This is a genomic window from Sphingobacterium sp. PCS056 (assembly GCF_023273895.1).
In the GTDB taxonomy this organism is placed as follows: Bacteria; Bacteroidota; Bacteroidia; order Sphingobacteriales; family Sphingobacteriaceae; genus Sphingobacterium.
In genome coordinates, this window is record NZ_CP096883.1 from 3670427 (window position 1) to 3685311 (window position 14885).

Genomic DNA, 14885 nt, shown 5'->3' on the forward strand with positions numbered 1-14885 from the left:
GTCATATTTCTGGTTAATATCTGCTCAATGCCTCTTTTTTACATACGCATATGTGTACGCAATAGTGGTAGTATTCAAATCCCAACTCCAAATCTCTTTCTCAATTAATTCCGGATGTTTTTTGCTGATATCCCTTAAAGCGTTACCGACAGATTTACGCAGATATTCGCTATCGCTTGCTTTGTGCTGAGTAATTAATTCGATTGCCACCTGAGGATGGTCTTTAAAGTAAGCGCGGCTTGTCCAGATCCTCAAGCCTTCGGTCACAGCACGACAAACATTTGGATTTTGATCGCTCAGCCATTCTTTAATTTCAGGGAGCGAATTTTCGTAACCATGATCTGCACAGTATTGATCGAAGGCTTTTGCAATAATCTCCTGAACTTGCCAGCTATCGTCTACATGTGCACGTTCTTTCAGTACCACAAGAACTGATCGATCCTGAGCAGCTATAAAACCCAAGATAAAAATTGCGCAACAACGTAACTGGTAAAACTTGCTCTTTAATAGATCTAAGGCGATTTCTTTAGACTCAGCTCTGGACTGCGTGGTCACTATTTTTTTTGCCTCTTCTTCGAAAGGCTTAAAACCATGTTCAACTTTTAGTAATGCTTCAAGAGAGGACTCCATATTCAATTTATGTTACGTGAGCAAATTACAACTTTGCATAGATGTTTTTTAATAGCTTGATTTATATCTTATGTTGCAATACCACAAAACTGTTGCCTGAAACAACAGTCGAGCTTGTATTTAAGCAATAAAAATAAAGAATTGCAACTAAATAAAGCTAAAACAATCATGGAGCATGCTCTTACTTTTCATTTTATATCAGAATAAGACATACCCGTTAATTAAAGTCCTTTACACTTTTCTTCAGCTGCCGAATATGACGCTCCGTATGGTAGATATTAAACCAAGCCCATTCCAGTCGTGTAAAAGGTCCATATTGTGGAATAGCATAATCTGTACAGATATCCGAAAGATCTTTTGTCCGAATCACAGCTGCCATCTGCTCTATTCTGTTCTGTAAACCAGCCATCAATCTCTCTTTGTCCACTGGTTTTTCCGTTGGTATAATAGCATCTGGCGACTTCATGCGGATGGTATCATCCGTAAATATTTTCTTGATCATATCGATCTTCTCATTTGGTGACCGATCACCAGATTCCGATGCCCCATCCATCGTTTCTGCAGAGGCATAGGATTTGCGTATATGGTCTGCTATCTGTCCAGGAGACCAGCCTCCGTCTACCGGTTTTTTATTGATTAAGGTTTCATCCATGCCCCCTAGCAAGGTTACCAATTGATTCGTGACCTCTTCAAAGGCCTGTAATGTCTGTAAGTTCATATCGTTTGCCATTATACATCCAGCATCATCGGTTGCCATTGTTCAATGTGGTTAAAAAATCCGAATCAGCAATGCAGTCCATTTTATAAAACCAAATCTAATCCATGCAGTACTACCGCTTCATAAAGATAAGCAAATCAAAACTTTTGAACACGATAAATTCCAAATTTTATCTCGTTAACCGCGACCTTTCTACTCGCCTTCTTTCCCTGTATTACTTGTTTCTGAAATAGCAAAAATAGATCACCATCGGTGCTCATCCGACCTTACTCCTTTTTTGCCTATTCGTACACATTCATTCCATAAATCGCCAACTTGTATAGGATCCTCCCCTTCTTATAGTCATGAACTGAAAGCACAGAAACTTGCAAAAGACAGCCATAAACAGTCCTTTCAATTCTACCTCAGATGATTAGCAAGATAATGGATGATTTCGGTCGCTATTTGTTGATGGATCAATTTTCTATCGATGCTGCGATCATCTTGATAATAAGTTGATGCTTCTTTTTGCAACTGCGGGTTCCCCTCATTCAAAAAAATGTAATGACCTGTGTTTCTAGGCAGCTTAACAAATTTTGAACCTCCAATAACGTTACTGTATCTGATTCCATTGGTTTCTATCGGGGCGATTTGGTCATCATGTGCACCGATTATTAATACTGGAGGCATTTTCTGATACTTCTGTTCCAAAAGTCCCAACCCTAACGCTGGAGCTAGTGCTATATGCACTTTAAATCGACTATCTTTTAAAGTAGTGGGTATTTCTGTGCAAGGTATCCTTGTCAATAATGCTGTCAGGTCACCAAGCTCCGGAACAATGAATTCTTTGTGGCCTTGTTCGGATAGAGCGTTACGTTTCAGTAGCTCACAGTCCAATTGAATGCCTGCTAGCGCCAGTGCTGTATAGCCGCCCAACGAAAAACCCATCGTACCAATACGATTACTGTCCACATAACTGTTAAAACGTTCGTCCTGTAAAAATGAAGAGATCAAAAAACTCAGATCCAGTGGTCTTTCCCAATAGCGAACAAAATATTCTGGAATTTTATGATCAAGAGTATTTCCCCAATGATCCGGTGCCAGAACCATGTATCCATTCTTTGCCAGTTCAATGGCCAGCCAAGCTAAACTCAGCCTGTTTCCTCCTGTGCCATGCGATAGTACGATCAACGGATATTTCTTATTTATAAAAGTCGCATTCTGTATGGTCGGAGGTAATACAAAGGGTAACGCTGTCTCCTTTACATCCTGGTCAGTTGTTGGATACCATATCTGAGTCATTATGGGGCGCTCTCGAGCATGGTCAATATAACTGATCGTCTGTTCACCGACATTTGACACCTGACCTTGACAAAAGAATGATATTAAGCTCAATAATAAAATAGTCCACGTACGATTCATCTTCTAATAAATTTTAAGTATAAGTATTTTCATATTCAAATATATAGTAGTACCGATTAGTGCAATATAAGGCACTTAAGTCGCTCATTTCACCTAACGAAATCAAGCTAAATCAGCTTTCCGTGTTTAATTTGTGTATGATGACTGTACCTCGTCCACCGCACTTTTTAAAGCCTCGTCCATCTTGATTTTAACTCCTGTAAACCGTAAATAGGGTATTATACGGACTTCTTTTTTTTCCAGAAAACAACATTGGTATACACGGTCGTCCCGACCAAGATCAATATTGCGATCACATTGATGCTTTTAGATATCAGATCTTTCTGCGGGCCCAAAAAACAGAGTACGAGAAGCGTACTTATGTATATTACACCAGCATTGACCCAAAGCTTTGATACCTTCGGAGCATACTTCTTTCTGCGTAGATCATTTTCAGAATATAATTCAGCTATTCTATTTTTATCCCAATACAGTAAAATCAAACCCGCAACCATCATTAAACTCGTGATGATCCAGGTACCTGTAAAATGCAGAGAAATGGTGATCATCCAGATATTGGTTGTTATGGCTAGAAAGAAAAATGTCCCGATCAACGCAAAGCGCTGTGTCATCAGCAGGATTGCGGTGACGATTTGAGCCAAGCCAAGAAAATTATAATAAATCCCGGAAAGATAAAGTACCTCAAAAAACTGACCTATCGCACCAGTTGTTGGCAATTGAGTAAACCTTTCGCCCACTAATTTTGTAAATCCAGAGGGTACAAATGCCAATGCAATAAGATAGCGGATATGGATAATGATCCATTGGACAAATTTAATTTGTTGTAAATGATAAAACATAGCTAAAAAAAGTATGAGGTTATTTAATTACAAAAAGCTTTGGAAGATAAGTTTTTAAGATCTGGATGATACCCTTTTTTCCTGTAAGCCCATGTATATTTTGTGATTTGCATCATTATTTCTTATTGATTAGCAAATTTACCACAATTGACTCATTAAAGTCAATGGTTATCTTTAACCAAAAATAACCAAATCTTCCATATTGATATGCGCAAACAAATTGTTGTTGATCCTATATCCCCATTCTACGATTAGTAGCCATCAAGTATCAGTTGGACTTTCATTTCTGCACTGTTTATCAATGAGTGCATGTTGAGGCCTCATCTATCGAACTTCGGCATCCAGATATACTGTTGTATCGACCACACCATTTTCAGAGCAAAAAAGTACCGCATGGATCAAAAGAATGATTTTGCTTAGTCATTCTCTCAACCGTTCCACAGGTGGTATCATAAACAAGTACCTAATAAAAGATAAATGTCCTTACTACCATTGCCCTCATAAAAGCCATTTCAACGATTCATTTTGCCTGTTCACCGAAATTCAGATTGTTTTCACAAAATTCCGACGGACATTTACATCAGAATCAAATCAATAATACTTTATAAATTAAAAACTTTATCTTATGCAAACAAACATCGGACTTACAGCACCAAACGCAGATGCTGTAGCAGCAGAATTAGCAAAATTATTAGCAGACGAATTTGTACTCTACATCAAAACAAGAAATGCACATTGGAATGTCACTGGTGACAATTTTCACGCCAATCATATTTTCTTCGAGGAACAATACAAACAGCTTGATGCATTGATTGACAGCGTTGCAGAACGTATGCGCAAAATCGGGCACTATGCACCTGCAAGCATGAAAATGTATTCAGAGCTCACTCACCTTACCGAATATAGCGAAAGAGCTAACGACGGTATTGGTTTTATGAAAGATCTGCTAAAAGACCATGAAAGTATTATCGAATTTATACGTGGCAACATCACACCCTTTTCCGAAAAGTTTAAAGATTATGGTACTAGCGATTTTGTTACCGGAATCATGGAGACACACGAAGAAATGGCGTGGATGATCCGTTCAAACTTCAGATAATCCGTGTCAGACGTTTCAAAATAAAAAAGGAATAATTATATTTGTGTCAACCCTAATAAACTATTCCCATGAAAGCTCTGATCGTTGACGATAATGATATGGCAAGAACCACCTTGGCACATTTGGCAAAACAAATTCCAACTCTGACTATTGTAAATCAATATTCGAACGCAATAGAAGCTTACAATCATTTGCAGAACAATCATGTTGACCTGATATTTTTAGACATCGAAATGCCGGAAATGACTGGAATTGAGCTGACAAAAACATTGCCCAAGAAAGATACGATCATCATTTTCACCTCTTCTAACAAAGAATATGCACTGGAAGCTTTCGAACTCAATATTGCAGATTATATTTTGAAGCCAATCACGCCAGCCCGATTTTTGCAGGCCGTAAACAAAGCACAAACGATCTGGAACAGTAAGAAAGAACAGGTGCAGGTAGAAAAGGAAGAGTTTATTTTTGTACGAGATTCCAACGTTACGAGGCGGTTAAAATTAGATGATATTTTGTATGCAGAAGCGATGGGCGACTATGTCAAATTTTATACGAAAGACAAAATGTTTGCCATTCACGGCACTATGAAAACTGCTGAAGAACGATTACCAAAGGACAATTTTATTAGAGTGCATCGTTCCTTCATCATCGCTTTGAGTAAAATTGACACGTTGCAGGATGGTGGAATTGTACTAGATGGAAAATTTGTTCCGGTTGCAGATGCTTACAGAAAAGCACTCAATACCCGAATGAACGTCTTTTAAAATACTTGTATGTAACTGATCCATCTTCCTCCTCCAATCGATTCTGCAAAGAACGTTTACCACGCTCCTATGGGCTCATCAATACAAGTATTTCAATTCAAAAGGCACAAACTGTTATTTTTAGTTCCAAAATAAAAGTCAATCCGCATCACTTTAACATTTAACAATGATCCATATTTCTTCGGTAATGGGAAACAAACGATTTGCATATCTCATAGTACTTACTTTCCTTGCAGATTCTATATTATTGATCGCAGTTCAGGTCAATTCTGCTCGAAATACCAAGGAACTGATACAAAACAACAACACACTGCTCCATGAACTGACATCTAGCAATCACTTGAGAGAAATTGACCGAGATATCTTAGGGGTAGAGAGCAGGATCAGAGCATCAATTGCGACCAACGATACCACACATCTTAACGGTGTCGATCAAAAAATCGATGATGTAGAAAATTTCTTAGATTCCCTTTCAAAAGATCATGCAGATGCGCAACAGCAGAAGCTGATAAAACGACTTGGCGCTTTGGCCATGGACAAAAAGATGATCAAAGAAACCCTTTTGCAACGCTACAAGACTTTGGGAAATATGGACGACCAAACTTCCATCGCCAATCCACGGGCTAGACAAATATCCAACGAAATCACAGATATCACGGCGCAGATCTACAAAAGCCGACGACTTCAGGTCGCTGATCTCAGTAAGAAAAATGCAGAGATGGGAAAAAAAGCGAAACTTTACGACATGTCACTGCTCATATTATTGGTGATCAGTGGTTCCATTATTGGATATCACATTATCCGTCAGTTTCGCCGACAACATGTATTGATTAAAGAATTGGATATTGCCCAGAAAAAAGCATCAGTCGCTGCGCAAACGAAAGAAAATTTTCTGGCAAATATGAGCCACGAGATCAGAACACCGCTGACCGGCATTCTAGGTTTTACCAATCTGTTGCAAAAAAGGCCATTGGATGCCACATCCGCGGAATTTGTTTCATCCATCCAGCGGGCCGGAGAAAATCTGATGGCCATAATCAATGACATTTTAGACCTATCTAAAATCGAAGCCGGTATGATGCGCATCACACCGGGAATATTCAGCATTACGGGCTTAATCAACTCTGTAGAAACGCTATTCCTAGAACGGGCCAAAGAAAAGGGACTGACCATATACAGCAGCGTAGATCCCTCCATTCCGGATACACTGACTGGGGATGCCACCAGATTGACACAAATTTTAGTCAACCTCATCGGAAATGCAATAAAATTTACGCATCAAGGAAAAATTAATATTGAAGTTCTTAATCGATCTCAAATTGGGCAAGATATCGTTCTTGAATTCAAAATTTCTGATACCGGTATCGGGATTGACAAAGAAAAATTACATGAAGTTTTTGAACGATTCAATCAAGGCGAAGATTCCATTACCCGCAACTTCGGAGGTACAGGTTTAGGACTATCCATTGTCAAAAAATTAATTCTTTTACAAAATGGGGACATCACAGTCAGTAGTGAGAAAGGAAAAGGAACAACTTTTCTTTTTCATATTCCTTATGGGATCGCCAAAGAACAGCTCCATGTCATTTCGACCGACCGAACTGCTTCGCTCCCAAAACAACCTGGTACTCCCCTTCGTGTTCTGGTGGTTGATGATAATGCCCTCAATCAAAGCCTCCTTAATCATCTGCTCTTACAGTGGAACATCAGCTTTCAAATCGTATCTAATGGTTTAGAAGCAATAGAACAATTAACCGAGGAAACCTACGATTTGATATTGATGGATATCCAGATGCCCAAAATGGATGGTTACGCGGCCACTCAGCACATCCGTGAAGTGCTGAAGCTGGATATACCGATCATCGCCATGACAGCACACGCCATGGCGGGCGAACGCGAAAAGTGCCTTAGCCGGGGTATGAACGAATACATTTCTAAACCCATCATCGAAGAGGACCTGTTAAAATTAATCTCTACTTTCGGACTAAAAGAGAATCCGAAAAAAGAGGTCATCATAGAAGCCGCTCCAATCCAATTTCAATGCATCGACCTCAGTTATATGCGCTCCATCAGCGGCGGTGATACTACTTTTGAAAAAACAGTTACGAAACAGTTTATTGACCATATTCCATCAAATTTAAACCAACTCAATCTGGCTTATCAAAATCAGGATTTCACTACCGTAAAATTAAGAGCGCACGATCTAAAATCAAGTTTGGCAATGATGGGACTGTTAGCAGCATTACAAGAAAAGGTAAATCTGCTTGAAATGGCAACCGCACAACAACCTAACATCACACAAGCTTTAGCAGAAATCACAAACACCATTAACAGGGCGTATGAAGAAGCTACCTTATTTTTACAATCACTTAACCAACCTAAAAATTAAAAAAATGGACTTATTCTCTCCTTTAAAGCTTCGTCAGCTATCCTTGAAAAATAGAATTGTTGTTTCACCCATGCAACAGTACAGTGCAATAAACGGTGTACCGGGCAACTGGCACATGGTGCATCTTGGCAGCCGTGCTGTAGGAGGTGCCGGTTTGATCATGACCGAATGTACGGCCATTGAACCCAAAGGCCTGGCAACATTAAGCGATGTCGGAATCTGGAACGACGAACAAAAAAATGCCTGGAAAAAAATCGTCGAATTTGTCCATGATCAGGATGCAAAAATCGGAATCCAATTGTGGCATTCTGGTGGAAAAGGAAGTCTCAAACATCCTAACGAACGTATGAAGCCGCTCACCAAGGACGAAGGAGGATGGACTGTAAAATCTTCTTCACCCACAGAAATGAATGGCATCATTCCGCAAGAGCTATCCATTGATGAAATTCAGAAATTAAAAGTAAAGTTTGCTGATGCTGCACTTCGTGCTGTAGAAGCAGGATTTGATACAGTAGAATTACACGCTGGACATGGCTACCTTTTCCATCAGTTCTATTCTGCATGGATCAACAAAAGGTTGGACGAATATGGTGGGAGCCTAGAAAATAGGATTCGGTTTCTGGTAGAAACTGTTGTTGAAGTCCGAAGAGTACTTCCAGATGGAATGCCGTTACTCGTTCGGATTTCCGCTGTCGATTATCTCGAAACCGCAGATGCCTGGACATTGGAAGACAGCATTGTCTTAGCAAAAATACTGAAAGAAAATGGTGTAGACCTCATCACAGCTTCTGGAGGTGGTTTTGCAAATGTCAGTAAAGATCGGGTTTTCCCCAATTACCAGGTACCATTTGCCTCCACCATAAAACAACAGACTGCTATTGCAACCGGAGCAGTCGGAATGATTACAGAAGCTATGCAGGCAAACAGTATCATTGCAAATGAAGAGGCCGATCTGGTTTTTATTGCAAGAGAACATTTACGAGATCCATATTTTGCATTGCATGCCGCGAAAGAGCTGCAAATAGAAACCGAAATCCCTTGGCAGTATAAAAGAGCTTTTTAATTTTACTAAATTCTCATCAATATGGAAAATTCTGGCGCATCCGTGGTCATCACCCATCATATTTTGGATGACAAACAGACCGAATATGAAAAATGGTTGGACGAAATTGTTCCCATTACCCAACATTCAACAGGTTTTATAGACTTGCAGATTGTCCGTCCTATACCTCAATTAACATTCGTTTATACCGTAATTATCCGGTTTGATACCATCCACAATCTAAAAAAATGGATGCAGTCAGACAGCCGAGAAAAATTAATTGAAAAGGCCCATCCTTTCTTTAGAAAAAATGACCGGTATCAGATAAAATCAGGTCTGGATTTTCTATTTAATGATGAAACCGAAAGCAACACCGTACCCGTTCGCTGGAAACAGTATCTGGTCACCTGGTCAGCCATTTATCCCCTATCGATCATCATTCCCCTGATCACAGTTCCAATATGGAGATTTTTGAAACTTCCTGCAAACCACTATGTGGATGGATTCTTCAATTCCGGTATAATCGTTCTGCTCATGGTATTTGTCGTGATGCCAAACTATACCAAACTCATCAAAAAATGGCTGTATAGCTAGTATCAGTTTACTTAGCAGTCCTCGTTTTAATAATCCTATAAATCCATTTCAATCCAATTGAAGTGGATTTTTTTCTTATGATGCGATCTTTTATCTCCTATCGATTAGCCCGCAACTATTTCTTTCAAAGTTTCACCGACTCATTTTGCCTATTCATCGAATGCCAATTCCGAAATGCCTTATTCCTACGTAGATTTAGAATAGAATAAAGACAAACATATAAAGATAGGATGATGAAAAATGAATTATTAAGTTTCAAATACGAATTAGAGAAAAAAGAACCCCGTACCAACGATGGTGGAACTACCAGAGGAGCATCAGTAAGCGATTTCCCAGCGTCGATTGGTATTGCAGGAGTTTCGATGAGACTACAGCCAGGAAGCATGAGAGAACTGCACTGGCATGCCAACGCCGCGGAATGGGCGTATGTGATTTCAGGAACTGTACGTACCACGATCATTCATCCCGACGGACACAGTTATGTGGACAATTTTGCACCAGGTGATGTCTGGTATTTTCCAAAAGGTTACGGTCACTCTATTCAGGCCACCGGAACTACTGAATGCCATTTCATCTTAATTTTTGACAATGGCAATTTCTCTGAGGATCATACCTTCAGTGCGACCGATTTTGTTTCCAGTATGCCTCCCGAGATTGTGGCCCAAAATCTAAATTTGATACTGGAAGAAGTTGCAGCATTGCCCCAAAAGGAAGTCTATTTTGCAGCAGGAGTAGTTCCAGATGAATCTTCATTTATTGCAGCCCCCCGTCCTAGTGAATCGGATATCGAATTAACAAGTTTGCACCGTTATCCTCTGCACGCCCAACAGCCAAGGATCGTTCCCGGCGGTGGTTTACAAAGATTGGTTACCAGCAAAGAATTTCCCATCAGCAGTACGATGTCGGGCTCCATTATAACATTACAGCCTGGCGCCTTAAGAGAGATGCATTGGCACCCGAATGCAGATGAATGGCAATATTATATTTCCGGACAGGCAGAGATGTCGGTTTTCTTAGCAGAAAGTACAGTCGTAACGGAACAGTTTAATGCAGGAGACGTCGGATATGTTCCGATGGGCGCTGGCCACTACATCAAAAATACTGGAAATACAGTATGTGAAATCCTGATCGGATTCAACAGCGGCACCTACCAGTCAATTGATTTGAGCGCATGGCTAGCTGGAAATCCAAGAGATGTCGTGGTGACTAATTTTGGTTTGGCAAACGGAGAAATTGAAAGATTCCCAGCCAAGCAGCTTTTCATTCAACCTAAAAAATAAAGATTTAATTCAGATCTAGTACAATCATGGATCATCCCTGCGTTAAACCCAATAATCTTGACTCCAAAGAATCTGTCAGGATACAAGAAAGATTAGCCATCTATCTCGCTTTTATTGCCGGATACATAGATGCGACAGGACTGATCAAGTGGAAGATTTATGTATCTTTTATGAGCGGCAACACAACGCAATTGGGCGTCGCGCTTTCAACGGATAAAGATGGGGTCATCATGACTTCAGGTATCGCCATCAGTTGCTTTCTCCTAGGGATTTATGCAGGAGCATGCCTATCACTATGGAAAAAAACGGATTACCAAATATTCACATGCTATATCGTTTCATTCATGCTAACTTGCTATACGATAATTGCTTATATTTATACAATACACATCGGGTCATCCATTGCGATTATTGGATTTTCAACCGGATTGATGAATACGATTGTAACAGCTGTCGGAAACCAAAAAGTAAATACAGATTTCGTGACAGGCACGTTGAACAGTTTAGCAAGAAATACCGCCATGTTCAGTATGACCAAAGATAAAATGGAAAGACAACAGTATAAGACCCATGCCTATCATCTTTCTTTGGTATGGATAGGGTTTATATCTGGTGCATATACCGCTTCGCTCATGCTCGATGCACTAAGAAACTGGTTCTTGATCCTTCCTGCTCTGTTGTTATTGATTGCTGGTCTATGGCTCTCCTGTTGTACTATTAAACCTTAAAAACTTACACTATGTTAAAGCAAAATGATGTTGCGCCCAATTTTACATTGTATGCAACGCCCGATCAAAAAATTAATCTCTCCGAATTTAAAGGGAAGAATGTTATTCTTGCTTTTTATCCTGCCGACTGGAGTCCCGTTTGTAGTGATCAGATGGCTCTGTACAATGAAACGTTAAAATTTTTCAAACAGTACGATGCAGAGCTTTTCGGAATATCTGTAGATAGTAAATGGTGTCACTTAGCCTTCTCACAATCCCGTAACTTACACTTTCCCTTATTAGCAGATTTCGAAGCTAAAGGAGAAATCGCTAAACAATATGGTGTCTACGATGAGGAAGAGGGCGAATGTAAACGCGCATTGTTCGTGATCGATAAACAAGGGATTATCGCATGGAGTTACCTGTCTCCTACAGCAATCAATCCCGGAGCAGATGGAATTTTAGAAGCTTTAGAAATGCTTAAAACAAAATAATTATGTCATTAAAACCAGTCGTCAGCCACACTGATCATGCACAAGGCAATTTAGATGCCGAGCTCATCATAGTAGAATTTGGAGATTATCAATGTCCCTACTGCGGTGCCGCATATCCAGTTCTTAAAGAATTAATGCGTCAATTTGGAAGTCAAATCAAATTCGTATTTAGAAATTTTCCGCTTTCTGAAATGCATCCATATGCTAGACCAGCAGCAATTGCAGCTGAAGCAGCAAATCTTCAAGGTAAGTTCTGGGAAATTCATGATGCTATTTACGAAAATCAGAAAGACTTGAATGAGAATTTGCTGATAAAATTAGCGGAAAAATTAAAACTTGATATCTCCCAATTCAAAGAAGATCTTGAAAATCTAGCATTAGCAGAAAAAATAGATTCTGATTTCGAAAGTGGAATTATCAGCGGCGTAAATGGAACGCCTTCCTTCTTCGTCAACGGTAAAAAATTTGATGGTGCTGCCATAGATTTAATTCGACTTTTGGACGAAAATGCCGAATAAAAGGCAATAGTTGACAGCGACACCTAGCATCATCCTTGTCTATATTTTACCAAAACGAACGGGATACCATATGAAACTAGGGTTGCATTTCACTGAACCTTTTTAGCTAAAAAATTAAGACAAGAAATAATTAATATAAATCAACAATACTTAAAAATTAACACAATGAGCATACTTAAATTAAAAGACGGTACAGAGATTTTTTATAAAGATCAAGGAGAAGGACCCATATTGATGTTTCATCATGGATGGCCCCTATCTTCAGACGACTGGGATGCACAGGTCATCTTCTTCTTACAAAAAGGTTATAGAGTAGTCACGCACGACAGAAGGGGTCACGGTAGATCTAGCCAGGACATTTATGGTCACAACATCGAGACGTATGCTGCGGATGCTGCAGAACTGGTCTCATTTCTTGACCTCCAAGATGTTGTACACATTGGACACTCTACGGGTGGCGGAGAAGTGATCCGCTATGTAAATAAATATGCTCAGGGAAGAGCCAAAAAAGCAGTCTTAATCAGTGCTGTTCCGCCAATCATGATCGCCAGTGACAGCAATCCAGACGGTGTTCCACTTGCGGTTTTTGATCAGATCAGAGATCAGACGTTAAACAATAGACAACAGTTTTATATCGATCTGACCATCCCCTTCTATGGCTATAATAGAGCAGGTGCAGATGTCAAAGAAGGAGTGCAAAGAAACTGGTGGAGACAAGGGATGATGGGCGGAATAGTTGCACACTATGAAGGTATCAAAGCATTTTCTGAAACTGATTTTCGAGAAGATCTTCAAGCTGTTGACATTCCGGTCTTAGTTCTTCACGGTGAAGATGATCAGATCGTTCCATACCAAAATGCAGGTGTCAAATCAGCTAAATTACTGAAAAACGCAAAGCTCATCACATATCCTGGTTTCCCTCACGGTATGCCAACCACAGAAGCCAAAACCATTAATAAAGACCTGTTGGCATTTATTGAGTCTTAACAGATAGATACCAGACAATGGAGCGGTTCGTATATAAGAGACGTCACAGCAGATCGTTAGATTACCGTATGCTGAAGTATCAGATCAACTTGAATAAGAAGATGTATCGCACCGATACATCTTTAAAAAGGCTTGGATTTTTTATTAATCTAAGCCTTTCTTAACATACCCCTTTCCAGATAAGGCCAGATCATGATGACCAATGATCAACCTGAATAGATCGGCGGTTATGGAACATAAATGATCCCATTAACCGGTAATTTTCAGAGATTGAATCAGCCCATCTTTAAATTCATAGTGATAAGTCAATATTAGCGGACTTCCCGGAAAATTGCCTGCAATTTCAGCTTTCAACGTCTGGTCAGTTTCTGAATATGCAAGAGGTTTCATCGTACTTTGATATTCTTTGTTGGCTCTTTCTATCCAATTTTCTATTTCCTTTCTGCCGTTATGTGTTTTTCCTTCGTCAAAAACTACGGCTGATTCTGCGAAACAATTCGCGTAAGCAATAGAATCAAAGTTGTCCTGTGCCTGTACGAGATCGGCTACTACTTTTGGTAAATTCATCTTTTTATGAGTTAAAATGTTATTAAATCGTGGGAATTGTGCCTCCGTCCATGATATATTCTGTACCAGTCAGGTAATGGGCTCTTGGCGAAACCAAAAATCCAACAAATTCAGCAATTTCTTCGGGTTGTGCCGGTCTTCCTATTGGAATTCCCCCCAATGCGTCCATAACGCTTTGCGTCGCCTGTTCTATCGTGATAGCTGTACTTGCCGCAATTCGTTCCATCATTCTCGTTGATGATTCCGTCATGATCCAACCCGGCGAAACGGTGAGTACCCGTATCCCTTTAGGCGAAACTTCTTTTGACAAACCTTTACTATAATTGATTAGCCCTGCTTTTGCTGCAGCATAAGGCAAAGTAGAATCGTATAACGGTAATCTTCCCTGAATGGATGCAATATGGATGATCACACCACTTTTTTGCGCAAGCATTTGTGGTAAAAATGCCCTGTCCAGCCGTACAGGAGCAAGCAGATTCGTTCGGATCGTCTGCTCCCAGTCCTGATCGGTCAGTACAGCAAAACCCCCACCTTGGGTTTCCGAACCCCCGAGCGCATTGATCAGAATATCCAGTCTCCCAAATGTTGCTAAAACTTCTTCCGCTACGCGTCTCGCTCCTTCGGCTTCACTCAAGTCAGCAGCAATAAAATACAGATGATCATGCAACGTATCAGGTGCATTTCTCGCTGTAATGACAACAGTGGCACCCGCATTTGAAAGTCGCTCTGCAATGGCTTTACCCGTTCCTTTTGTACCACCTGTTACGAGGGCAATTTTGCCCTCCAATTCATGATTAAAATTAAATTCTTGTCCCATATATTGAAATATTTAGGACAAAGTTCAGTCTTATGTACA

Annotated in this window: 16 protein-coding genes; 10 read left to right on the forward strand and 6 right to left on the reverse strand. The window is 40.0% G+C overall.

Features of this window, described 5'->3' with window-relative positions; genetic code table 11:
- Positions 1-24: 24 nt before the first annotated feature.
- The 4 genes from MUB18_RS15325 to MUB18_RS15340 form a co-directional block, all read right to left on the reverse strand.
- Positions 25-630 carry a DNA alkylation repair protein gene (locus MUB18_RS15325; protein WP_248753702.1) on the reverse strand — a complete coding sequence of 202 codons (606 nt, stop codon included), beginning with the start codon at positions 628-630 and terminating at the stop codon, positions 25-27.
- Positions 631-847: 217 nt separating this feature from the next.
- Positions 848-1387 carry a DinB family protein gene (locus MUB18_RS15330; protein WP_248753703.1) on the reverse strand — a complete coding sequence of 180 codons (540 nt, stop codon included), beginning with the start codon at positions 1385-1387 and terminating at the stop codon, positions 848-850.
- A gap of 360 nt (positions 1388-1747) precedes the next feature.
- Positions 1748-2749: an alpha/beta hydrolase family protein gene (locus MUB18_RS15335; RefSeq protein ID WP_248753704.1), complete on the reverse strand. Its 1002-nt coding sequence runs from the start codon at positions 2747-2749 to the stop codon at positions 1748-1750.
- Between the two features lie 218 nt (positions 2750-2967).
- On the reverse strand, positions 2968-3588 hold the full coding sequence (locus MUB18_RS15340) for a hypothetical protein (RefSeq protein WP_248753705.1): 621 nt from the start codon (positions 3586-3588) through the stop codon (positions 2968-2970).
- A 625-nt stretch (positions 3589-4213) separates the two neighbouring features.
- On the opposite strand from MUB18_RS15340, the gene MUB18_RS15345 reads away from it, so the two are divergent.
- The 10 genes from MUB18_RS15345 to MUB18_RS15390 all read left to right on the forward strand — a co-directional run bounded on the left by MUB18_RS15345 (position 4214) and on the right by MUB18_RS15390 (position 13462).
- Positions 4214-4687 carry a Dps family protein gene (locus tag MUB18_RS15345; protein ID WP_248753706.1) on the forward strand — a complete coding sequence of 158 codons (474 nt, stop codon included), beginning with the start codon at positions 4214-4216 and terminating at the stop codon, positions 4685-4687.
- A 68-nt stretch (positions 4688-4755) separates the two neighbouring features.
- A complete protein-coding gene (locus MUB18_RS15350; RefSeq protein ID WP_248753707.1) occupies positions 4756-5451 on the forward strand; it encodes a LytR/AlgR family response regulator transcription factor in 696 nt (231 codons plus the stop codon).
- A gap of 166 nt (positions 5452-5617) precedes the next feature.
- The gene (locus MUB18_RS15355) at positions 5618-7840 is read left to right on the forward strand and encodes a hybrid sensor histidine kinase/response regulator (RefSeq protein ID WP_248753708.1); all 2223 of its coding nucleotides are present in this window, start codon (positions 5618-5620) and stop codon (positions 7838-7840) included.
- A gap of 4 nt (positions 7841-7844) precedes the next feature.
- Positions 7845-8903, forward strand: coding sequence for an NADH:flavin oxidoreductase/NADH oxidase (locus MUB18_RS15360; RefSeq protein ID WP_248753709.1), 1059 nt, complete (start codon positions 7845-7847; stop codon positions 8901-8903).
- Positions 8904-8924: 21 nt separating this feature from the next.
- Positions 8925-9476 carry a hypothetical protein gene (locus tag MUB18_RS15365; protein ID WP_248753710.1) on the forward strand — a complete coding sequence of 184 codons (552 nt, stop codon included), beginning with the start codon at positions 8925-8927 and terminating at the stop codon, positions 9474-9476.
- Between the two features lie 233 nt (positions 9477-9709).
- Positions 9710-10756: a cupin domain-containing protein gene (locus MUB18_RS15370; RefSeq protein ID WP_248755937.1), complete on the forward strand. Its 1047-nt coding sequence runs from the start codon at positions 9710-9712 to the stop codon at positions 10754-10756.
- Positions 10757-10782: 26 nt separating this feature from the next.
- Positions 10783-11484, forward strand: coding sequence for a YoaK family protein (locus MUB18_RS15375; RefSeq protein ID WP_248753711.1), 702 nt, complete (start codon positions 10783-10785; stop codon positions 11482-11484).
- Between the two features lie 11 nt (positions 11485-11495).
- Complete coding sequence (locus tag MUB18_RS15380) at positions 11496-11957, forward strand: redoxin domain-containing protein (protein WP_248753712.1); 462 nt, start codon at positions 11496-11498, stop codon at positions 11955-11957.
- Positions 11958-11959: 2 nt separating this feature from the next.
- The gene (locus MUB18_RS15385) at positions 11960-12475 is read left to right on the forward strand and encodes a DsbA family protein (protein WP_248753713.1); all 516 of its coding nucleotides are present in this window, start codon (positions 11960-11962) and stop codon (positions 12473-12475) included.
- 165 nt (positions 12476-12640) lie between these two features.
- The gene (locus MUB18_RS15390; RefSeq protein WP_248753714.1) at positions 12641-13462 is read left to right on the forward strand and encodes an alpha/beta fold hydrolase; all 822 of its coding nucleotides are present in this window, start codon (positions 12641-12643) and stop codon (positions 13460-13462) included.
- A 249-nt stretch (positions 13463-13711) separates the two neighbouring features.
- On the opposite strand, the gene MUB18_RS15395 is transcribed toward MUB18_RS15390, so the two are convergent.
- A complete protein-coding gene (locus tag MUB18_RS15395) occupies positions 13712-14029 on the reverse strand; it encodes a nuclear transport factor 2 family protein (RefSeq protein ID WP_248753715.1) in 318 nt (105 codons plus the stop codon).
- A 22-nt stretch (positions 14030-14051) separates the two neighbouring features.
- Entirely contained in the window at positions 14052-14846 is a 795-nt protein-coding gene (locus tag MUB18_RS15400) for an SDR family oxidoreductase (RefSeq protein WP_248753716.1), read from the reverse strand.
- Positions 14847-14885: the final 39 nt, after the last annotated feature.